The sequence below is a fragment of the Streptomyces sp. NPDC007983 genome (assembly GCF_042958345.1).
GTDB lineage: Bacteria > Actinomycetota > Actinomycetes > Streptomycetales > Streptomycetaceae > Streptomyces.
In genome coordinates, this window is the sequence record NZ_JBIBJI010000001.1 from 164,422 (window position 1) to 184,792 (window position 20,371).

21 protein-coding genes and 1 tRNA gene are annotated in these 20,371 nt (G+C 67.2%); 14 read left to right on the forward strand and 8 right to left on the reverse strand.

Annotation, left to right across the window (positions count from 1 at the left end; translation table 11 throughout):
• The first annotated feature begins 210 nt into the window (after positions 1-210).
• Both ACFZCY_RS00780 and ACFZCY_RS00785 read left to right on the forward strand, forming a co-directional pair.
• Positions 211-2,025, forward strand: a complete 1,815-nt coding sequence (locus tag ACFZCY_RS00780; protein ID WP_391168339.1) for a pentapeptide repeat-containing protein — start codon at positions 211-213, stop codon at positions 2,023-2,025.
• Positions 2,026-2,448: 423 nt separating this feature from the next.
• Positions 2,449-3,615, forward strand: a complete 1,167-nt coding sequence (locus ACFZCY_RS00785) for an RNA-binding domain-containing protein (protein WP_391168340.1) — start codon at positions 2,449-2,451, stop codon at positions 3,613-3,615.
• 27 nt (positions 3,616-3,642) lie between these two features.
• On the opposite strand, the gene ACFZCY_RS00790 is transcribed toward ACFZCY_RS00785, so the two are convergent.
• The gene (locus tag ACFZCY_RS00790; protein WP_391168342.1) at positions 3,643-4,113 is read right to left on the reverse strand and encodes an NUDIX domain-containing protein; all 471 of its coding nucleotides are present in this window, start codon (positions 4,111-4,113) and stop codon (positions 3,643-3,645) included.
• A 2-nt stretch (positions 4,114-4,115) separates the two neighbouring features.
• Complete coding sequence (locus ACFZCY_RS00795) at positions 4,116-4,859, reverse strand: XRE family transcriptional regulator (protein ID WP_391168343.1); 744 nt, start codon at positions 4,857-4,859, stop codon at positions 4,116-4,118.
• Positions 4,860-4,978: 119 nt separating this feature from the next.
• Between ACFZCY_RS00795 and ACFZCY_RS00800 the strand changes: the two genes are divergently transcribed.
• Positions 4,979-5,338 carry a DUF6415 family natural product biosynthesis protein gene (locus ACFZCY_RS00800; protein ID WP_391168345.1) on the forward strand — a complete coding sequence of 120 codons (360 nt, stop codon included), beginning with the start codon at positions 4,979-4,981 and terminating at the stop codon, positions 5,336-5,338.
• Positions 5,339-6,421: 1,083 nt separating this feature from the next.
• Positions 6,422-6,559: a hypothetical protein gene (locus ACFZCY_RS00805; protein WP_391168347.1), complete on the forward strand. Its 138-nt coding sequence runs from the start codon at positions 6,422-6,424 to the stop codon at positions 6,557-6,559.
• Here ACFZCY_RS00805 and ACFZCY_RS00810 read toward each other — a convergent pair.
• Positions 6,546-6,977, reverse strand: coding sequence for a GntR family transcriptional regulator (locus tag ACFZCY_RS00810; protein WP_391168348.1), 432 nt, complete (start codon positions 6,975-6,977; stop codon positions 6,546-6,548). The genes ACFZCY_RS00805 and ACFZCY_RS00810 overlap by 14 nt on opposite strands.
• A gap of 151 nt (positions 6,978-7,128) precedes the next feature.
• Here ACFZCY_RS00810 and ACFZCY_RS00815 point away from each other — a divergent pair, with 151 nt between their 5' ends.
• The 7 genes from ACFZCY_RS00815 to xerC all read left to right on the forward strand — a co-directional run bounded on the left by ACFZCY_RS00815 (position 7,129) and on the right by xerC (position 12,679).
• Entirely contained in the window at positions 7,129-7,470 is a 342-nt protein-coding gene (locus ACFZCY_RS00815; protein ID WP_391168349.1) for a hypothetical protein, read from the forward strand.
• Positions 7,467-7,661: a hypothetical protein gene (locus ACFZCY_RS00820; RefSeq protein ID WP_391168350.1), complete on the forward strand. Its 195-nt coding sequence runs from the start codon at positions 7,467-7,469 to the stop codon at positions 7,659-7,661. The genes ACFZCY_RS00815 and ACFZCY_RS00820 overlap by 4 nt, the downstream gene beginning before the upstream one ends.
• The gene (locus ACFZCY_RS00825; protein WP_391168352.1) at positions 7,658-9,049 is read left to right on the forward strand and encodes a cell division protein FtsK; all 1,392 of its coding nucleotides are present in this window, start codon (positions 7,658-7,660) and stop codon (positions 9,047-9,049) included. Before ACFZCY_RS00820 ends, ACFZCY_RS00825 begins: the two co-directional genes overlap by 4 nt.
• Before the next feature lie 48 nt (positions 9,050-9,097).
• Positions 9,098-9,760: a DUF2637 domain-containing protein gene (locus ACFZCY_RS00830; protein ID WP_391168353.1), complete on the forward strand. Its 663-nt coding sequence runs from the start codon at positions 9,098-9,100 to the stop codon at positions 9,758-9,760.
• A gap of 131 nt (positions 9,761-9,891) precedes the next feature.
• Positions 9,892-11,343, forward strand: coding sequence for a replication initiator (locus tag ACFZCY_RS00835; RefSeq protein ID WP_391168355.1), 1,452 nt, complete (start codon positions 9,892-9,894; stop codon positions 11,341-11,343).
• Complete coding sequence (locus ACFZCY_RS00840) at positions 11,340-11,540, forward strand: helix-turn-helix domain-containing protein (protein ID WP_391169354.1); 201 nt, start codon at positions 11,340-11,342, stop codon at positions 11,538-11,540. Before ACFZCY_RS00835 ends, ACFZCY_RS00840 begins: the two co-directional genes overlap by 4 nt.
• Positions 11,540-12,679, forward strand: a complete 1,140-nt coding sequence (gene xerC, locus ACFZCY_RS00845; RefSeq protein WP_391168357.1) for a tyrosine-type recombinase/integrase — start codon at positions 11,540-11,542, stop codon at positions 12,677-12,679. The genes ACFZCY_RS00840 and xerC overlap by 1 nt, the downstream gene beginning before the upstream one ends.
• A 75-nt stretch (positions 12,680-12,754) precedes the next feature.
• Here xerC and ACFZCY_RS00850 read toward each other — a convergent pair.
• A tRNA-Thr gene (locus tag ACFZCY_RS00850) sits at positions 12,755-12,827 on the reverse strand.
• A 178-nt stretch (positions 12,828-13,005) separates the two neighbouring features.
• Here ACFZCY_RS00850 and ACFZCY_RS00855 point away from each other — a divergent pair.
• On the forward strand, positions 13,006-14,142 hold the full coding sequence (locus ACFZCY_RS00855) for a sn-glycerol-3-phosphate ABC transporter ATP-binding protein UgpC (protein WP_391168359.1): 1,137 nt from the start codon (positions 13,006-13,008) through the stop codon (positions 14,140-14,142).
• A gap of 246 nt (positions 14,143-14,388) precedes the next feature.
• The gene (locus ACFZCY_RS00860; RefSeq protein ID WP_361473503.1) at positions 14,389-14,808 is read left to right on the forward strand and encodes a hypothetical protein; all 420 of its coding nucleotides are present in this window, start codon (positions 14,389-14,391) and stop codon (positions 14,806-14,808) included.
• Here ACFZCY_RS00860 and ACFZCY_RS00865 read toward each other — a convergent pair.
• Positions 14,789-14,926 carry a hypothetical protein gene (locus ACFZCY_RS00865; RefSeq protein WP_391168361.1) on the reverse strand — a complete coding sequence of 46 codons (138 nt, stop codon included), beginning with the start codon at positions 14,924-14,926 and terminating at the stop codon, positions 14,789-14,791. The two genes, ACFZCY_RS00860 and ACFZCY_RS00865, sit on opposite strands and share 20 nt — an antisense overlap.
• Between ACFZCY_RS00865 and ACFZCY_RS00870 the strand changes: the two genes are divergently transcribed.
• Positions 14,925-15,737, forward strand: coding sequence for a sugar phosphate nucleotidyltransferase (locus tag ACFZCY_RS00870; RefSeq protein WP_391168362.1), 813 nt, complete (start codon positions 14,925-14,927; stop codon positions 15,735-15,737). The two genes, ACFZCY_RS00865 and ACFZCY_RS00870, sit on opposite strands and share 2 nt — an antisense overlap.
• A 103-nt stretch (positions 15,738-15,840) precedes the next feature.
• Here ACFZCY_RS00870 and ACFZCY_RS00875 read toward each other — a convergent pair whose 3' ends face one another.
• The 3 genes from ACFZCY_RS00875 to cysS form a co-directional block, all read right to left on the reverse strand.
• A complete protein-coding gene (locus ACFZCY_RS00875; protein WP_391169355.1) occupies positions 15,841-17,559 on the reverse strand; it encodes a DoxX family membrane protein in 1,719 nt (572 codons plus the stop codon).
• Positions 17,560-17,783: 224 nt separating this feature from the next.
• Positions 17,784-18,737, reverse strand: coding sequence for a 23S rRNA (guanosine(2251)-2'-O)-methyltransferase RlmB (rlmB, locus tag ACFZCY_RS00880; RefSeq protein WP_391168364.1), 954 nt, complete (start codon positions 18,735-18,737; stop codon positions 17,784-17,786).
• A 138-nt stretch (positions 18,738-18,875) separates the two neighbouring features.
• Positions 18,876-20,273 carry a cysteine--tRNA ligase gene (cysS, locus tag ACFZCY_RS00885; RefSeq protein ID WP_391168366.1) on the reverse strand — a complete coding sequence of 466 codons (1,398 nt, stop codon included), beginning with the start codon at positions 20,271-20,273 and terminating at the stop codon, positions 18,876-18,878.
• Between the last annotated feature and the right edge of the window lie 98 nt (positions 20,274-20,371).

Here is a 20,371-nt window from a genome sequence, read left to right on the forward strand (position 1 = left end):
TGTCACCAGTGCCCAAGGTTGTGCGTTGCCGTAACGACTTTCAAGATCGTTCGCCTTGAAGGACTGGTACCTGGACCGACTCTAATCACAGGTTGGCCGCTAGAGCCTAGAACTGCCCTTCCACAACAACCGACCGACGGCCATGCGGCTAATGAGACAGTATCCGTCAACTCTCACAACTTCAGCCGAGGATGGGGTATCAGTAGGTGCATGAGCGAGTCTTCGCAGGGCCATGAACCGCCACCGTGGCCGCATTGCGGCATCGGCGCCGACCCCGAATTTAATCAGGTTGGATGTTTAGGCCAGAAAGTCGAGCCGTTCGCAACCTGCTTGCCGCACCTGAATCCTGACGAGCGGGAAGCATACTTCCAGGGACTAGAACCTGGAAATAGCGCAATCCATCGAGGAACAGAAATAAGCCGGTCAGATCTTGCCAAAATCGTGGATTCCGTACGCGACGGCGACACGGTCAGCGGCTCCCTCATTTTCACCGGTGCAACATTTCGAGAGTCCGTAAAGTTTGAAAATCTAAACTTCTCCGGAGTTATAGACTTCACGAAAGCGTCATTTAAAGATGATGTCTCGTTTTACGTAAACACCTTTACGGGCGAAACAAGATTTGAGGGTGCCACATTCAAACAAGCTAACTTTATTATGTGCACATTCGTAAACAGAGCAGACTTCAGGGGCTGCACTTTCGAGGTGTCAATGTTTTCTCAATCAAAATTTAGCGACGTGGATTTTTCCAACGCACACTTTGGGAGCATGACCTCCTTCGATCAGGTACTGATCGAAGGAACTGCCACATTCTTTCAAGCGGACTTCAATCTGCACACCTCATTCGCGAACGGCAAAATACGCGCGATTGACCTGCATCAGACCACCGTCAGCGGCAACATATCTTTTGATAATACAGAGTTGACGGGCCCAGGTATGGGCGGGACTTTCGTCTGCCAGGACTTTGTGTCTTTTGATCACACGACATTCACCGAAAGGCATCACCTGAACATTTCAGCCCCCGCTATATCTTATCGCGGAGCACGATTCAACGATGGCTTCACCATTGAGGCTCGATTTGCCCGCATCGATCTCACGGGTGCATACATTGAACGGCCGAGTTCCATTACCGCTGGCGAACTGAAACTTTTCTCGCCTCCGGAAGGAAAGTTGATCGAGTACGAGCATCTTAGCGAGAATCCTCAGCTCGCCTCTCTCCAAGGCGTCGATGCTTCCATGCTCCTTCTTGTTGACGTTGACCTGCGCCAATGCCTCTTCTCCGGCACTCACCATCTAGACCAGATACAAATCGAGGGCGATATCAGACTCGACACCACTCCGGATGTCTGGATATACGCAAAACGTAGAGTTATTTACGAAGAAAGGAGGTGGAGGCTTCAGCAGAGGACTCCGACAGGTGGCGACCGGTGGTCGAGTGAATCACATCTATGGGAAGCTGACGGATTTTCAAATCTTCTGCCCAAGGATATCCGTTCAATTGAATCTAGCTACCGTCAGCTCCGCAAAGCTCGTGAGGACGCGAAGGATGAGCCGGGGGCTGCCGACTTCTACTATGGCGAAATGGAAATGCGCCGCCTCAGCCGTAAGTGGGGCGAGGTAGAACGCTGGCTGCTTCAGGCGTACTGGCTGGTGTCCGGCTACGGGCTACGTGCCTCTCGCGCGTTGAGTTGGCTCGCCCTGGCAATGATGACGACTGTGCTCCTGATGATGGGTTTCGGCCTGCCACAGGACTCCCCCAAACAGGAAGCCACAGGAATAGTTCCACCCAGCGGGGGCAGGGTCACATTCCAGATCGACAAGGACGATCCGATAAACCCCACCGGCAATCGCTTCACCAGCGAACGCTTCGACAAATCCCTGAGCGTTACCCTCAACTCAGTCGTTTTTCGCTCCGGCGGTCAGGACCTGACAACAGCCGGCGGTTACATCGAAATGGCTTCACGCTTCTTCGAGCCCGTGCTGCTCGGCCTTGCTGCACTCGCCATCCGAGGACGCATAAAACGGTGAAACCAGGAATGACCACGGTAGTGGTCCGCTGTTTGGCCGCACACGCTGGTCAGGGTGGGATCCGGGTAGGACAGGCTGAGGGATTCGAACCCTCGGTGACATCGCTGCCACGACGGTTTTCAAGAGGGCTGTGGCCAGGACGACGGCTACAGCCCTGACCTGCGCGTACGGCCCATCTCGATGCCTGCTTCGACCTTCATGGTCCACCAGGGGTCCCCACTGTCGTCCGTACTGGTCGGCAGACGACGACACTACCGCCAGACACGACGGCAGATGAGACGGCCGATTGGGTAGAAGCTAGTGCGGGTGGCGCGAGGACCGGGGCACCACCATCGCTTGTACAGAGAGTTTCGAAGCTGGTGGATCTGCCCGTCCTACGCAAAGATGACGTCGTAAACGCAGAAACAGCACTACCAAGGCTTGGTGACCTCACCTTCAGGCTGCAGCGTGATCGGAGCTGACTTGTCGCACACCAAAAGAACTGTCACATTCAACTCGCAAAAAGAGGCACTCATTTCCCTGCACGGAGAATGGCCTTTACGGGGTGACGGCGAGGGGTTCATCTGCCACGTGGATGATCTGCAGGGCATCAAAGCAGTCGACCTAAGGGCAGCCCTACAGGCCCAAATCGAGTGGTTTTGGGAGGACCCATCAGAAGGGACAACGAGTCTGTCTGTGGCGGACGTGCCGAGAGATTATTTCGATGACGAGTCTCCCGTTGACAACGTCTCCTTCCACCTCCAGAGCGATCAACTTTATTTGGAAATTTGTTTCGCCTTATACGAGTATCTAGATAGAGACATCGAACCTGAAGCGGTTAACAGACTCGAACAAGCATTAACCCCTTACCTGACACGACAAAAATGCATCCTTTCAGACTGGCGAATGGTGGACGGATACACGAACCCCTGCATCGTGGAGATCATGGTGCAACCGTCTCTGCGCGGCAGAAGTCTCATGGACTTATTCAATCTGGGTCAGCACGTAACATCCCTACTTGAAGCCACGCAAGATGGTTCTTTGACCCGCGAAACCACATTGGCACTACTGCGAGGAGGTTACTCAGACGTCCTTATCGGGCAGCCTGAGGGACCATGGCTGGATGTTAAAAGCGCCCATTACGACCTGTCCAAGCCGAGCGGGAAGATTTCACTTGCACAAGCAGTAGCAAGGTTCGCCAACGCCGAGCATGGCGGCATTGTGGTCGTGGGCATGAAAGGGAAGAAAGTACCTGGCGGCGAAGAGATCAGACAGGTTTGCCCGGTGCCGTTCACACCGGGCATCGAGCGCAGATATCAGCTAGCACTTGAACAGCATCTCTACCCTCCACCTGACTACCTCGACATCGAAACGGTCAAGGTCCCTGGAGGGATGCTGGTTCTGGTCCATATTCCGCCCCAGCCAGAAGAGCTAAAACCTTTTCTAGTGCACGGCGCAGTTGTCGATGGGGTGGTGGAAGGCGCCTTTATCAGCATCGTGAGGAGGCGAGGAGAGTCCTCGATACCAACAACAGCAGCCGCAATTCACGCAACTTTAGCCGCCGGGCGGGCGCTGCTGCGACGAGGAGAGCTGCCCGACCGACCTTCCTAACCTGGCATACAGAATTTCCCTACAGGATCAGCCCAGGTACGGGTACTCGCGACGTTCCATGAAGTGCTGGATTCGCAGGCGCTGGGTGTGGTGCATAGGTAGCTCGTCGAGGTCACCGGGCCCAACGAATTGAAGCTCCGTGGACTCGTTGGAGATCGCGAGTTGGCCACCGACGACTCGGGCCGTAAAGCAGACGTTGAACTGTCGGCGGACCTCGCCGTCTGTGTACGCGATGACGTGACGTGGGTCGGTGTACGTGCCGACAAGACCCGTGATCTCGACGTCCAGCCCAGTCTCTTCCTTGACTTCGCGGACCGCCGTCCCGGGCAGGGAGTCGGTCATCTCCATGCCGCCGCCAGGGAGTGCCCAGAGATCGTTGTCCCGGCGGCGCTGGAGGAGAATGCGGCCCTCCTCGTCCGTGACGACGGCGGACGCGGCGACCACCATGCTGTTCGGCTCGGGTGCGTTGGGGTCGTCGTAGTACTCGGTTCGTGCCACGGTCAGTCTTCCTCTACGGGTGTCGCTGTCGCCCACACCGCATCGAAGCTGGCGGCGTAGGTATCGAACATGCCGCCTACCCCATTTCGCCGCAGATGCCACACCGGTGCAGCAAAGGCGTTCACGCCCCACACGTGGGCGTTCACCATCGCTTGGTCGTCGGCCCGGTAGATCGAGTTGTAGAGCGTCGTGGCATGGGTCCGCACCTCGATGCCCGGTGTCCCGATCAGGGAGCGGTAGTGCATGAGGGCGAGTCGGCAGCGGGATTCGATCCCGTGCCCGAACTTCTCTTCCTCGCCGCGCAGTCGGACGTTCTCACTGTCGGGGTCACCGATGGCGATACGGACCGCGCAGCCTTCGGCGGTTCGCTCCTGCAAGAGGTCGTTCAGCCGGGGGTACGCCTCGTGCAGGAAGACGGCGGCGTAGACCAGGACGTCGATGTGCTCGCGGGCCTGGGCCAGCATGTCCACGAACGCAGACACGGGGATGTCCGCCCGTTGGTCGTAGAGCGCTACGAGTTCGGGGCTCACCGCACGGGCGGGGCGCGACTGCCGGAGTGATGGCCATAGTGCGTGCACGTCTTCTCCCAGAGTTTCAGCCGCCTTCATAGCTGTGGCGCGGCGCGGCGTACGCCCGAGGTTCACCCATCGCTCAACGGACTTGGGGTCCACTTCGACCTTCTCCGCGAGGTTGGCGTACGTCCAGCAGCCAGCCGCCATGGCGGCGCGTAGCCTTTCGTTCGGCATCCGAGTCTCTCTCTGCATCTGGGGACGGCACTAGGGACGTTTTACCCGACCCGGGACGTCCCCAAGTGGGATTTGGCGGTGGTTCCTACGTCCTGGTGAACGGCCAGAGGATGCGTCTCATGGGCACCGACAAGACTCTTCAAGCAGACGTGGACATCGACGTGATCAAGGCGGCGATCGTCCGCGCCCTGGTGAAGCGGACGGCACTGCCTCCGTACGAGGAACTGCGTGATCTGTACAAGGCACTGGTGGAGCACGTCCAGGAACTGATGCCGCTGGCAGAGAAGCAGATCGCCCGTCTGAACCGGGGCACCGTGGTCTGGTACGAGAAGCAGAGCAGGTTGAAGACCATCCCGCACGAGCTGGCTCAGGGCCTCGGCTCCGGTTTGCAGTCCGCTGACTGGCACGTGCGCAGCCTGGGCTACACGGTGCAGTTCCTGCTCGACAACGCCGGACTCGCTCAGGAGCACGACCGGTGACCTGAAGACCGGGCGGGAGCTGCTGCCCATGGGAAGGACCCGCAGCTTCCGCCCTCAATCCCGGCGTGTGATGGCTGGGGGTGGGCATCGCCCCGTTCGCCATTTCCGCAGATGGCACCCATCACCCCGGGGACGGCGGACACTGCACCGTCCGCTGTCAGCGGTCCGGCTTCCTTGCTCGCTCCAACCCGTTCCGCGGGAGGGGAGTCGGACCGCGCACAACAACCGCAGACGCAAAACCGGACCACCCCCAAAAACCCTGGCAGGCCATGAGGTGGTCCGGTCGGAAGTCCCTGATCAGGACCCCGGTGCCGATGGTACCGGGGTGGTTGTCGTGCTCGCTTTGGCACTGCCTTGCCCCGGATGAGTCCAGGTGAAGAAAGGGATCGTGACAAGTGCGAGGCATGCACGGCGAAGTGGGTTCGACGCTGGCGATGCACGATGCGTTGACGACACGCTGGCCAGCCACAGCGATACCGGGACCGACGCGGAGCGACCACGACGGGCTGAACCACCGCGCGGCAGCAGCTGCTCCCCGCCCGCCACATCCGGCGCGGCACGTCTGCTCACGCGGCCGCATCCGTGACGGCGGCAGTACGGCGGCCGGCCACATCGAACCGGGGACGACGACCGACCTGCCTCATGCCCGGGCTCCCCTCCCTCGCTGCTGGCCGTTCCTACGCGCACAACAGCGAGGGCCGCAGTCGGCGGACGGCTGGCCATGTAAGCCGCTCTGCGTAGCCGCCCCTCGGAGGCTGGCCGGTTGGGCGCGTGGTCCTGGTCGTGCCGCTGCTTCTGGGTGTCCGCTGCGATCGGCGGGGCGTACGGGGTCGGCTGTTCCCGGTTCTGGCTGTGTCTGGTGGGTCGCTACTGCGGGGTGGCGCGCTGAGTGGCCCGGGGGCGCCGCTGAGCGGGGCGGCAGACAGGAGCGGGCGGCGGCCACGGGCCGCCAGCGCGCGCGGCCCGCGCAAGCGGGCCGCCTTGATCCAGTAAAGAAACTCTGAACAGCTCGGGCAAGGAAGGCCAGGAAGGATCGCAATGCGGGGTGCGCGCAGCCAACGCGCAGCAAACAAGGGGGAACTGGTGCTGACCGAGCAGGAGCGGGCACTGCTGGCAGAGATCGCGGCTATGGCTGAGCGTCTGCGCGAGGACCTGGAGGACGTCCGCGCCGAGGTGGCCCAGCTCAAGGAAGGGCCGTCTACTCGGCCTACCGCGACTTGAGTTCGGCGACTTCCTGCTTGAGAGTCTGGACCTCCGCGTTCAACGTGCGGAGCTGTTCCCGGACCTCTAGGAGCGCTTCGGTGAGGGTCCCGGCGGCTTCCTCGCTGGCCGGGCCCGTCTCCGCCTCGGAGGCCGCTCGGGGCCTCTCGATGCGCTTGGGGTCGATCAGTTCGCCTTCGGGGCCGATCACGTCGGCGACGTAGCTGCCACGCCCCTGCACGGTGTAGATCAAGCCCTCTTCGCGGAGCACGCGCAGTGCACTGCGGGCGGTCATGTTCGCGATGCCGAACCGCTCTTGCAGCTCACGGTGCGAGGGGAGCTGTTCGCCCGGCTTGATCTTGCCCGCCTTGATGTCGCTCCGGATGGCCTCGGCTGCCTGCTGATACGGCGGGCGGGCGTCGTGCGTCGGCGGCGTCATGGTCCAAGGGTAGCCGTGTTAGCCCACCTAACACACCCAGACTCTTGAACTCAGACACCTAGCTCACTTGACCTAGCTAGCCTGGCTATCTCATAGTTGGTGGCCCGGCCGCACAAGCGGCTGGCAACGAAAGGGAGCAAAAGGCATGGCTATGACCCGTATTCGCGTGGGGCTGCTGCCCTCGACGATGTTCATCGCTGGCACCGCCCCGGTGCCGAAGATCAAGGACCCGGAGTCCGGGGCTCTCGCCACCGACCGCGACACCGGCGAGTTCCTGCACACCCTGACCGTGTTCCTCATGGAGGAGGGCCGGGCGGAGCAGATGAAGCTCACCGTGCCGGAGAGCGGTCTGCCGGACGGTCTCCAGCCGGGCACCCCGGTTCAGGTGACGGACCTGTTCGCCACCCCGTGGGCGCGCATCTTCAACGGCCAGCTGTCCGAGGGCGTGGCCTACCGGGCGGCGAAGCTGGAGCTTGCGGCGGTGGCCCAGTGACGACCGCAGACGGACGGTCCTATCCGGTCGCCCCGGAGAGCGGGGACCACGATTCGCGCTTCACCAACGGCCTGGCGCTGGACGTGGCTGAGGTGATCGAGGCGCATGGCTACCCGACGTTCACCTCCGGCCGTGACCTGCTGGAACTGCGCATATCCCTCTACCGATTCCTCTACAAGGACGCACTGTGACTGTGGGAGAAATCATCGGGTCTGCCCCGGCTCTGGCCGGGGCGGCCCTGGCCCTGACGCTGGTATGGGCCCTGTGGTGGCTGGTGCGCTACGTGCGTGCCGACGCGATGACGCGGGCCAGCATCCGGCAGGCGATACGTGTCCGCCGGGGATGGCGTCGGCTGGCTCCGATGGCCGGGCTGTCGGTGACCGACAAGACGCCCCCGGCTGTGATCGTGGCGCCGGACGGGAAGGTGCCCAAGCCCAAGATCCTCATCCCCAAGATCAAGGTCACCGCCGACCGGTACGGGGTCCTGGTCCGCGCGGTGTGCCTGCCCAAGGTCAGCCTGGCGGAGTTCCAGCGGGCGGCCCCCTACCTGGCCGACGCCTGGCGGTGCACACGAGTCTCCGTCCTCCCGGACACCCCGGGGCAGCTCGTGATCCGTGGCGTGCGCGTTGACCCGCTGGTCGTTCCGACCGAACACACCCCCACCGGTGAGGTTCCGGAGGAACTGACGGTGTGGCGCCTGGGGCTGGATGAGTACGCGCAGCCGGTGAGTGTGAGCCTCTCGGACGTGCCCGGGGTCACCGTGGCCGGGCTGCCCGGCTTCGGCAAGACCTCCCTGGTGAACCGCTTCCTGTGCGACACCGCGCCCTCGGCCGCGATTCAGTACGCGGTGGCCGACGGCAAGGTGACCTCATCCCATGAGGGCGACTACGCCGACCTGGCACAGCGAGCGTTCGCATTCGTCGGCGATGACCTCGCCGAGGCGAACACCCTCTTCAAGCGGCTGGTGACGCTGCGGCGAGACCGCTCGGCCTCCATCCGCGCCCTGCTGGGCGTCAAGAACATGTGGCACGTCGGACCCTCCGCCTCCTGGCCGCTGACCGTGCTCATCGTGGACGAAGCACACACCTACTTCCGCGACTACAAGGGATCGGACCCGCAGACCAAGAAACTCGCCGCGCTGGCCGCCGAGAACGCCCGGCTCGTTGAGGACCTGGTGAAGAAGGGCCGGAGCGTCGGAATCCTGGTAATCATCGCGACCCAGAAAGCGACCGGGGATGCCATCCCCACCTTCATCCGCGACGTATGCCCGGTCGGCATGTCCTTCGCGCAGAAGACCGCTGAGGCCGCCGTGGTCGCCCTGGGGGAGGACATCCGCAACTGGCCGGACGCCAACCCGACCGCCCTCCAGGACCCGGCCTACGTCGGCGTGGCCTCCATGGCACATCAGGGCTGTCCTGGCTTCACCCGCATCCGCACCCCGTACGTGGCCGATGCGGACGCGGCCCGCATCGCCACCGACACCGCCCACCTGACCCGCGACCCTGCCGAACTCCTCGAAGAACTGTCGGCCTCTGTCCTGTGGAAGGACGACCCGTTCACCAAGGGGGAAGCGGCCTGACTCGTCCCTCGCTCGCTCATGACGACACCCGGAAGGAGGTGAACTCTCATGTCTGAGGACCGGATCACTCAGCGCACCGTGACCGTGGTCATGGGCATCATCGCGGCCCTGGCCTTCGTCTTCTCCTTCGGCAACGTCTGGGCCCTGGCCCTGCGCCTCGGCGTCCCCGGCCCCATCGCGCCGCTGATCGCCCCGATGGTGGACCTGTCTGTGGTCGGCCTCCTGGTGGCCCTGCGCTACCTGTCCCTGCGCGGCGTCCCCGCCGAGCACATCAAGGCCGCTACCCGGCTGATGCACCTGTCCGGGCTACTGACCCTGGCCCTCAACATCGCCGAACCCATCGTCGCCGAGCACTACGGCCGCGCCGCCGTGGACGCGGTCGCCCCGCTCCTCCTCCTGGGCTGGGGAGCAGTCGGCCCGCAACTCCTGCGCCACTTCCACACCGTGGCCCACACCGCCCCGACCATGGCAACGCCTTCCGCCCCGGTTGAGAAGGACCCGGCCCCCGAACCGGTAGCGCGCCCGGTCACGCTCAAGCCGGAGACCTCCCCGGCGGTCACCGTGCCCGCGCCGCTGCTGAAGGCGGCCCGCACCATCGCCGACACCTACCAGGCCGAGCACGGCGAGCCCATCACTGCGGCCCAGCTCCGGACCCGTCTCGGCGTCGCGCTGCCGCTGGCCACCGCCGCCCACGCCCAGCTCTCCGCCTGATCCCCCCGCCGGCCGTTCCGGCAACCCAGACCCTCAGCCCCGACCGGGCTCGGTCCGTCATGCCCCGAGCAGCACCCGCAGCCCTGCCCAGTGCTGCCCGGGGCCCTCTTCCCCGAAAGGACGCGTCACCCGTGAAAGCCCCCCTGGACCTGCGCCACGTGGCGAGCCTGGCCCTGCGGGACCTCATCCACCTCGCCCACCACCCCAACTTCGACCGCATCCAAGACCAGATCAACCAAATCCGCGGCTGCACCCGGCCCGTGCAACTCGTCGGCTCCACCGAAACCCGGGACAAGGCGACGGACACCGTGCTCCGCTCGTACAGCACCGCCGACGAACCCACCGGGCGCCTGCTCACGGCATGCGGCAATCGCCGCTCCTCCCGCTGCCCGTCCTGCTCGCGCCTGTACGCCGCTGACACCTACCACCTGATCCGGGCCGGGCTCTCCGGCGGCAAAAGCGTGCCGGAGACCGTCCGCAGCCATCCTCGGCTGTTCGTCACCCTCACCGCGCCGTCGTTCGGGCCGGTTCACAACCGGCTTACCACCGATGCGGGCGAGAACCTGGCCTGCCGCTGCGGCGAACGCCACGGCCCCGATGACCCCGCGTTGGGCACGCCGTTGTCCCCGTCCACCTACGACTACGCCGGAGCCGTGCTGTGGAACGCACATGCGGGAGCGCTGTGGGCACGTTTCACCACGTACCTCCGGCGGGAGCTGGCCGCCCACCTCGGCATCACCCAAAGGGCGCTGAACGTCTCTGTGCGCGTCTCCTTCGCCAAGGTCGCCGAGTACCAGCGGCGCGGCCTGGTCCACTTCCACGCCGTGATCCGCCTCGACGGTCCCGAAGGGAGTAACGAGCCTCCACCCACCTGGGCGACCGCCGACGCTCTCACCCATGCGGTCACCGAGGCGGCCGAAAGGGCGGTGCTCACCGTGGCGTCCGACGCGATCGGCGAACGCGAAATCGCCTGGGGCGATCAGATCGACATCCGCGAGATCGTGGCCCTGGGCGACGGCGAGCTGACCGATCAGAAGGTCGCGGCCTACGTCGCCAAGTACGCCACCAAGAGCGCCGAGGACTCCGGCACCGTGGATCACTCCCTGCGCTGCGCCCACTGCGTGGGACGCGGCTACCAGCGCGGCCCGGACGGCTTCCGGGACCTGTGCGACCAGTGCGACGGCACCGGACAGTCCGAGCCCATCGCGGACCTACGCGTGCACAGCCACGTCCGCCAGATGATCCGCACTGCATGGGACCTCGGCCACCTGCCGGAATTCGCCGAACTCAAGCTCTGGAAGTGGGCCCACATGCTCGGCTTCCGGGGCCACTTCTCCAGCAAATCGCGCCGCTACTCCACCACCCTCGGCGCACTGCGCGACGTCCGCCGGGCCTGGCGCACCGAGCAAGCCCGCGCCGCAGACGACCGGACCGAGCTGGACGAGGAAACCACCCTCGTCGTCTCCCACTGGCAATACCTGTCCTCCGGCTACAGCCCCGGCGAAGAACTCCTCGCCGCGCAGGTACGCCACGACCTCGCCCAAGCCGAACGCCGCAAGACGGAAGGAGACCCGTGGCTGTGAGCACGTGCCTGTCGCCAACACACACAGCCCTGACCGTCCCCGAGGTCATGACCGCTCTGCGGTTGAGCCGGAGCAAGGTCTACGACCTCATACGCACCCACCAGTTGGCCAGCTTCACCGTCGGGCGCGCGCGGCGCGTATCGCCGGAGAGCCTGCGCGCCTTCATTCAGGAACAGATCGAGGAGAACGCGGCCTGATGGCATCCCGGAAGAGGAACCCCAACGGTGCTGGAAGCATCTGGCAGCGCAAGGACGGCCGTTACGAAGCCCGCGTGTACGTCCCGCAGCCGGACGGTACCCGCAAGCGCAAGACGGTCTATGGCGCCACCTGGGAGGAGTGCGACGAGAAGCGTCAAGAACTCGTCCGGCGGGACCGCCAGGGAATCCCGACGCCTTCCCGGTCCGCCAAGCTCTCCGAGTGGCTGCCGTACTGGCTGGAGGAGCACATCCGGCCGCAGCGCAAGCGCACCACGTACATCAAGTACGAGATGCACGTACGGCTCTACCTCATACCGCAGTTGGGCACGCGTCGGTTGGAATCGCTCACCACCGCGAACGTGCGACGCATGCTCAAGACCGTCACGGCTCAGGCGTCGGCCGCGACCGCGAAAGAGTCGCATCGGGTCCTCCGTACGGCACTGACGACGGCTTGCCGTGAGGAACTGATCAGCCGCAACGTCGCGCAGCTGGTTCCCGCCCCACGCGTCGAGCCCCGGGAGCTGCGGCCGTGGACGCTGGACGAGACCCTGACGTTCCTGGAGGCCGCGCGTGCGGACGCCCTGTACCCGGCGTTCGTCCTGGCGGTCGCGCTGGGACTCCGCCGTGGGGAGATCCTGGGCTTGCACTGGCGAGACGTGGACCTGGAGCGGCGCACGCTGACCGTGCGGTCACAGCTCCAGCGCGGCGGCAAGGAGCTGTACGTGGACAGCACCAAGAACCGGCGCGCGCGGACGATCCCCATCCCGCTGATGTGCGTCGCTCCGCTCCGGTGGCAGCGCCTCCGGCAGGCCACACAGCGCGCCGCTGCCGGGAAGGACTGGCAGGCCAGCGGCTACGTGTTCACCACGCGCAACGGTCGGCCCATCGAGCCGCGCAACCTGAACCGGTCCTTCGACCGGATCACGGAAGCCGCCGAGCTGCCTCGGGTGCGTCTGCACGACACCCGGCACGGCTGCGCCTCGCTGCTCTTCGCGGCCGGGATCGCCCCGCGCGTCGTGATGGAGATCCTTGGCCACTCGCAGATCGCGGTCACCATGAACGTCTACACCCACGTGAACGAGGACAGCCGTCGAGAAGCGATGGGCCACATGGACCGGCTGCTCAAGCGCCGTAGGTAGGGACTGCCGTCAACTTCTGCCGTCAACGCCCCCGTGATCCAAGATCGCGGGGGCGTTCGCGCAGCTCGCGCACAGAGCCGACTGTCGGGTTCGAACCGACGACCTTCGCTTTACAAGAGCGGTGCTCTACCAGCTGAGCTAAGTCGGCGTCCCCAGCAGTGTACCCACCACACCGGGGTGCTCCGTTCGAAAATTGTGGTGTCCGGAGTAGAGACACGGCGGGGGTGGGCGGTATAGCGTCACGCCAATCCACCTGCAGTGGACTAGACCCCTACCTTTACTCGGATCGTCCGGCACGTTCCTGCCGGTGAAGGGACCAGATCACCATGGCCACGGTCACGTATGACAAGGCGACCCGGATCTACCCGGGCACCGAAAAGCCCGCCGTCGATCAGCTCGACATCGACATCCAAGACGGCGAGTTCCTCGTTCTGGTCGGCCCCTCGGGCTGCGGGAAGTCCACGTCGCTGCGGATGCTCGCGGGGCTGGAGGACGTCAACGGCGGGGCGATCCGGATCGGGGATCGGGATGTGACGCACCTGCCGCCGAAGGACCGGGACATCGCCATGGTGTTCCAGAACTACGCGCTGTACCCGCACATGACCGTCGCGCAGAACATGGGCTTCGCGCTCAAGATCGCCGGGGTCAGCAAGACCGAGATCCGGCAGAAGGTCGAGGACGCGGCGAAGATCCTGGACCTCACCGAGTACCTGGAGCGCAAGCCGAAGGCGCTGTCCGGTGGTCAGCGGCAGCGCGTGGCGATGGGGCGGGCCATCGTGCGGGAGCCGCAGGTGTTCCTGATGGACGAGCCGCTGTCGAACCTGGACGCCAAGCTGCGTGTGCAGACGCGTACGCAGATCGCGAGCCTGCAGCGGCGGCTGGGGATCACGACGGTGTACGTCACGCACGACCAGGTCGAGGCCATGACCATGGGCGACCGGGTGGCCGTCCTCAAGGACGGGCTGCTGCAGCAGGTCGACACGCCGCGCAACATGTACGACCGGCCGGCCAACCTCTTCGTGGCGGGCTTCATCGGGTCGCCCGCGATGAACCTGGTCGAGGTGCCGATCATCGACGGCGGTGTGAAGTTCGGCAACAGCGTGGTTCCGGTGAACCGGGACGCGCTGGCCGCCGCGGCCGACAAGGGCGACCGTACGGTCACCGTGGGCGTCCGGCCCGAGCACTTCGACGTGGTGGAGGCGGGTGGCGGGGCGGCGAAGACGCTGTCCAAGGCCGCCGACGACGCCCCGGCCGGTCTCGCGATCACCGTCAACGTGGTCGAGGAGACGGGCGCGGACGCGTACGTCTTCGGTTCGGCCGAGGTCGGCGGCGAGAGCAAGGACCTGGTGATCCGGGTCGGCAGCCGCCAGGTGCCGGAGAAGGGCGCGCAGCTGCACGTCGTGCCGCAGCCGGGTGAGGCCCACGTCTTCTCCACCTCCACCGGGGAGCGGCTCAGCGACTGAGCCAGGGTTTGAGGGAAGGCGTCGTCTGCCGCGGTGTGCGGGGGCGGCGCCTTTCTCGTGGCGAGGCACCGCGGCACCGCCGTGACGTTGTGGTGTTGCGGTGTTGTGGTGTTGTCGATAAATTCCCCGACATTCCGGTCTTTTCGATCGCGTTCGTCAACACGCCTGCGAGCAACTACGGGTTTCCATCACCCGGCATGGTGACTCAATGTCGCCAAATCATCGCTCCTCGCTACGATCCCTCCCGTGAACACCGCAGCCCGCCGTATCGGCAGAACCCTCGCGCTCGTCCTCCCCGTCGTGCTCGTCCTCTCCGGAACGCTCGCCGTCACCCGCGTCCCGTGGGCCTCGCCGAGCGCCGAGTCGCAGATCCTCACCGCCTCCTCCGACCGCGCCTCCACCCGCGCCGTCCACCGCGCCCCGCACGAGCTGCTGCGCGACCGGCTGCTCGCGGAGTTGCAGGAGAAGGACCCGGCGGTGGCCCTCACCCACCTCCAGGTCGCCACGAACGAACGGCCCTCGCTGGCCAGGCACTGCGCGGACATCGCCCGTGCGCTCGGCCGCGCCGCGGTCGCCAAGTACGGGGGTACGAAGCAGGCGCAGGCGTACGCCCGTCCCGTCTGCGACACCTCGTTCGCGTCCGGCATCACCCAGGCGTACCGCTGACCAGACCGCCGATCACCAGATCACCGCGCACCACACCACCGCGCACCACACCACCGCCGGCCACACCCGGCTCCACTCCCCGTGCGGTCACCGCGCCACCGCATATGGTGCGATCCATGACCGATGACCTCCACAGGCCGGGGCACCACGCTCACCACCCGCACCCCCCGCGCCCCACACAGGCCGTCGTCCTGGCCGGAGGCCAGGGCTCGCGGCTGCGTCCGTACACCGACGACCGTCCCAAGCCGATGGTCGAGATCCCGGGTACCGGGACCCCGATCATCGGCCATCAGCTGGCCTGGCTGGCCGCCGAGGGGGTCACCGACGCCGTCGTCTCCTGCGGCCATCTCGCCGCCGTCCTCCAGGACTGGCTGGAGTCGGCGGAGCTGCCGCTGCGCGTGACGACCGTCGTCGAGAAGGAACCGCTCGGCCGCGGCGGTGGCCTGAAGTTCGCCGCCGCCCGGCTCCCCCACCCCGATCAGCCCTGGTACGCCACCAACGGCGACATCTGGACCCGCTTCTCGCTGCGCGAGATGGCCGACTTCCACCATGAGCGCGACGCCGTCGCGACGCTCGCGCTGGCCCGGCCGCGCATCCCCTGGGGGGCGGTGGAGACGGACGAGTTCGGTCACGTCCTCGACTTCATCGAGTCGCCGCCCTCCCCGTACCTCATCAACGCGGGCGTGTACGTCTTCTCCGCCACCTTCACCGGACTGCTGCCGGGGCGCGGCGACCATGAGCGGACGACGTTCCCGCGGCTCGCCCGGGAGCGGCGGCTGGCCGGGTTTCCGCTGCCCCACGGGGCGTACTGGCGGGCCATCGACACCGCCAAGGACCTCACCGAGGCCGCCAAGGAACTCTCCTCCGGCCCTCCCCCGACCGGTCGCGGCTCGCTGGAATCAACACCCGTCAAGCCGCTGCACGATTGAACCCCCGGATCCTCGGACCCCCGGATCCCCGGACCCCCGGATCCTCGGATACGGAAAGGGCCCTCCGCGCGGAGGGCCTTTTCGCGTGCGTGATATACGGCCGTCAGCCGAGGAGGCCGCCCAACGCCGCCTCCTCCTGGGCCGGTTCGCCCTCGTCGTAGGAGTCGGCCGCCGGGGCGCCGCCGCCCAGGCCGCCACCCTCCGAACTCGTACCGCCCAGCCCCCCGGCGCCCGTGCCGTCGAGGTCCAGGGGGCCCGGGGTCGTCATCGGGGCGGCGGGCCGGTTCGGGACGCGGGGGGCCGTACGGTGGCCGCGCCGCGACTGACCGGGGCTGCCGGAGCCGCTCGCCGGGCCCGTCGCGCTGGGGCTGCCCGAGGTGGCGGACGCCGACGGCGAGGCGGAGGGGGTCGTACGGCCCAACGGGGCGCGGTGCGAGGGGGTTCCGGGGGTGTCCACCGCGCCACCCACCCCGCCGCGCGGGCTGGTCCCGGGCTTCCGGGGCAGCGGCGAGCCGGGGAGGCTGTTCCTCGGCACCTCGCGCGGCTCGGGCGCGCGCACCGTCTCCGAGGACCGTACGGCGCCGCCGATCATCGAGCCGAGCAGCAGGGTGAGACCGGCCACCACCATCGCCATGACGGTGCCGCGGCGCAGCACCCGCCGCCGCAGCGCCCAGAGTTCGACGCGCGGGCCGAGCCGCCGCCAGGCCTCGCCCGCGAGGCGGGCGTCGGCCGAGTAGACGGGGGCGCCCGCGATGATCAGCGGGCTCCAGGCGGCGAGGTAGATGATGTCGGGCGCGTCGTAGACGGGTACGGTGCGCCAGCTCACGGTGAGGATCAGCGCGGCGGACAGCACCGCGCCGACGCAGGCCGCGAGCCGCTGCCACAGCCCGAGGACGGTGAGCACGCCGACCACGATCTGGAGGAACGCCACGGTCAGCCCGGCGCCCACCGGATGCTCCAGGGCGAGGTCGCGCAGCGGCTCGGCGATCGGCCAGGGGTGCAGGGACTGCAGCCAGGTGACCATCGAGCCGCGTTCGCCGCCGTCGAAGTAGACCGGGTCGGAGAGCTTGCCCATGCCCGCGTAGACGGAGATGAAGCCGAGGAAGACGCGGAGCGGGAGGAGGACGACGCCCAGGTTCATCCGGCGGTCGGGGTAGTACGCGTGCCGCACCTGCTCGGAGGGGCGCCGGGGGCGCGGGACCTGGGGGGTCCGGTGGGGGTGGGGAGTTCGGTGGGCCGGCTGCGGCATCCGGCGGGTCGGCTGGGCCGCGTGGGGCCGGGGGACGCGTGGCGTCGGGCCGGTGCGGTGCGTGGCGTCCGACTCCCGCGGCCTCGGCGGCCGTCCGGTCTCCCTCGGCCTCGGCGGCCGTCCGGTCTCCCCCGGCCTCGGCGGCCGTCCGGTCTCCGGCGCCGGGTCCCGGCGCGGGCTGCGCGGCCCGATGACCGTGGGCGGGCCGTCGTCGAAGGTGACCCGCGGCAGCACCTGCGTGGTGCCCACGTCCTCGGGCCCGTCCACGGTTTCGGAGTACCGCACGGCCTGCAGCAGTCGGGTCGCCGCCGTGTCCCCGCCGGGCCGGGTGCGGCCGCTCCACACCACGGGCGGGCGGCGCCGGGGCACGGCCCCGGTCCCGATACCGGCGTGCCGGGCCGTGTCCGCCAGCGCGCTGCTCACGACCGGGGAGGCGAGCTGCACCCGGAAGCTGGGGGGATTGACGACGACCTTCGCAGGATCACCCGGCACCTTGGCCATGGTCAGCTGCGGCTCGTCGTCGAATCCCGGCGCGCGTCCCGCCAGGGGCGTGCGGAATTTTCTGGTCTCCACGCTCAACTAACCGAGTGACCGGCGGGAAAGACACTGCCGGGGACGGTGTGATCTGTCGGGGGACCGTCAAGATCGTCCGGGGTGGGGGCTGGTGGGGACGTACGCCTCGCGCCGCCCGACGTACGCCTCGCGCCACCCGACGTACGCCTCGCGCCACCCGACGTACGCCTCGCCTCGCCTCGCCCGATCACAGTGGAACGGGCGGGGCGAGGCCGGCCACGTCGTTACGACCGGCGCCGCGACGCCTCGTACAGCACCACGCCCGCCGCGACACCCGCGTTGAGCGACTCCGCGCCGCCCGGCATCGGGATGCGGACCCGGAAGTCGCAGGTCTCGCCGACCAGTCGGGACAGTCCCTTGCCCTCGCTGCCGACGACGATCACGACCGGGCCGTCCAGCGCCTCCAGGTCCTGCAGCTCCGTTTCGCCGTCCGCCGCGAGGCCGACGACCGTGAGGCCCGCCTTCTGGTAGGACTCCAGCGCCCGGGTGAGGTTGGTGGCGCGCGCCACCGGGGTGCGGGCGGCGGTGCCGGCGGAGGTCTTCCAGGCGCCGGCGGTCATCCCGGCCGCGCGCCGCTCCGGTACGACCACGCCGTGGCCGCCGAAGGCGGAGACGGACCGCACCACGGCGCCCAGGTTGCGCGGGTCGGTGACGCCGTCGAGGGCGACGATCAGCGGGTCCTCGCCCTCGTCGAAGGCGGCCGCGCTCAGGTCCTCGGGGTGGGCGTAGTCGTACGGCGGGACCTGGAGGACGAGGCCCTGGTGGTTGAGCCCGTTCGTCATCCGGTCCAGCTCGGCCTTCGGGGCCTCCATGAGGTGGATGCCGCCGCGGTCGGCGGCGATCTTCAGCGCCTCGCGCACCCGGTCGTCGCTGTCGATGAACTGCTGCACGTACAGCGTGTTCGCCGGGACGCCCTCGCGCAGCGCCTCGACCACCGGGTTACGGCCCACCACCAGCTCGTTCGTGCCCTTGGCGCCGCCGCGGCGCGGGGCCGGGCGCTTGGCGGCCTGCCGGGTACGGGCGTTGGCGATGCGCTGCTTGGCGTGCCCCTTGCGCGCCTCGGCGGGCGGGGTCGGGCCCTTGCCCTCCAGGCCCCGGCGCCGCTTGCCGCCGCTGCCGACCGTCGCGCCCTTCTTGTTGCTGGTACGGCGGTTCCTGCGCTGGCTGTTGCCGGCCATGAATGTCACCTATCTCTTCACTGCTCAGCGCTGCTCGGCAAACGGCAAACGTCGAACGTCACACGCATCTACGGTCTACGGTCACATATTCGGTCACAAGTGTGCCGCCCGGCTCGGCGGGCGGCACAAAGGGCGAGGTCAGCGGGTGCCCAGCTCCCAGCGCGGGCCGGACGGGGTGTCCTCGATGACCAGCCCGGACTGCTGGAGCTGGTCGCGGATGGCGTCCGCCGTCGCGTAGTCCTTGCGGCCGCGCGCGGCCTGCCGCTGCTCCAGGACCAGCCGTACGAGCGAGTCGACCACGCCGTGCAGATCCTCGCCGCGGTCCGAACCGCCGGCCCAGTGCTCGTCGAGCGGGTCCAGGCCCAGCACGCCGAGCATGGCCCGCAGCTCGGCCAGCCGCGCGACCGCCGCCTCCTTGTCGTCGGCGGTGAGCGCGGAGTTGCCCTGGCGGACGGTGGTGTGGACGACCGCGAGCGCCTGCGGCACCCCGAGGTCGTCGTCCATCGCCTCCGCGAAGGCGGGCGGCACATCGGCCGCGGGCTCGACGTGCCCGGCCTTCTCCACGACCCGCTGGATGAAGCCCTCGATGCGCGCGAAGGCGGACTCCGCCTCGCGCAGCGCCTCCTCGCTGTACTCGATCATGGAGCGGTAGTGCGGGGTGCCCAGGTAGTAGCGGAGCACGATGGGACGCCAGCGCTTGACCATCTCGGAGACCAGCACCGAGTTGCCGAGCGACTTGCTCATCTTCTCGCCGCTCATGGTGACCCACGCGTTGTGCACCCAGTACGTGGCGAAGTCGTCGCCGAACCCCTTGGCCTGCGCGATCTCGTTCTCGTGGTGCGGGAAGATCAGGTCGACGCCGCCGCCGTGGATGTCGAAGGCGCTGCCCAGGTACTTGTGCGCCATCGCCGAGCACTCCAGGTGCCAGCCGGGGCGGCCGCGCCCCCAGGGCGTCTCCCAGCTCGGCTCGCCGGGCTTGGCCGCCTTCCACATGGCGAAGTCGCGCGGATCGCGCTTACCGGTCTCGCCCTCGCCGCTGGGCTGGCGCAGCCCGTCCAGGTCCTGGTTGGAGAGCCGGAGGTACTCGGAGTACGAGCGCACGTCGAAGTAGACGTTGCCCTCGGCCGCGTACGCGTGGCCCCGGTCGATCAGGCCCCGCATCATCTCGATCATCTCGGGGATGTGACCGGTCGCCCGCGGCTCATAGGTCGGGGGCAGGCAGCCGAGGACGTCGTACGCGCTGGTGAAGGCGCGCTCGTTCGCGTAGCCGATCGACCACCATGGGCGGCCCTGCTCGGCCGACTTGGCGATGATCTTGTCGTCGATGTCCGTGACATTACGGACAAACGTGACGTCATACCCGCGGTACGCGAACCAGCGGCGCATGATGTCGAAGTTGAGCCCCGACCTGATGTGCCCGATGTGCGGGGCAGCCTGCACGGTCGCGCCGCACAGGTAGATCGAGACGCAGCCCGGCGTGAGCGGGGAGAAGTCACGGATCTGCCGGGCACCGGTGTCGTACAGGCGAATAGTCACGCGTCAAGGGTAGTCGGAACCCGGCAGTGCCCCGCGACCCATCGGCCGCAGGGACACAGAAGCGTGACACTTCTCCGTGACACGTCTCCCCACGCGTC

Coding starts and splice junctions, on each gene's coding strand:
- ACFZCY_RS00780 (WP_391168339.1), top strand. CDS start 211: ATGAGCGAGTCTTCGCAGGGCCATGAACCGCCACCGTGGCCGCATTGC.
- ACFZCY_RS00795 (WP_391168343.1), bottom strand. CDS start 4,859: ATGCCGAACGAAAGGCTACGCGCCGCCATGGCGGCTGGCTGCTGGACG.
- ACFZCY_RS00800 (WP_391168345.1), top strand. CDS start 4,979: ATGGGCACCGACAAGACTCTTCAAGCAGACGTGGACATCGACGTGATC.
- ACFZCY_RS00810 (WP_391168348.1), bottom strand. CDS start 6,977: ATGACGCCGCCGACGCACGACGCCCGCCCGCCGTATCAGCAGGCAGCC.
- ACFZCY_RS00815 (WP_391168349.1), top strand. CDS start 7,129: ATGACCCGTATTCGCGTGGGGCTGCTGCCCTCGACGATGTTCATCGCT.
- ACFZCY_RS00830 (WP_391168353.1), top strand. CDS start 9,098: ATGTCTGAGGACCGGATCACTCAGCGCACCGTGACCGTGGTCATGGGC.
- xerC (WP_391168357.1), top strand. CDS start 11,540: ATGGCATCCCGGAAGAGGAACCCCAACGGTGCTGGAAGCATCTGGCAG.
- ACFZCY_RS00855 (WP_391168359.1), top strand. CDS start 13,006: ATGGCCACGGTCACGTATGACAAGGCGACCCGGATCTACCCGGGCACC.
- ACFZCY_RS00870 (WP_391168362.1), top strand. CDS start 14,925: ATGACCGATGACCTCCACAGGCCGGGGCACCACGCTCACCACCCGCAC.
- ACFZCY_RS00865 (WP_391168361.1), bottom strand. CDS start 14,926: ATGGATCGCACCATATGCGGTGGCGCGGTGACCGCACGGGGAGTGGAG.
- rlmB (WP_391168364.1), bottom strand. CDS start 18,737: ATGGCCGGCAACAGCCAGCGCAGGAACCGCCGTACCAGCAACAAGAAG.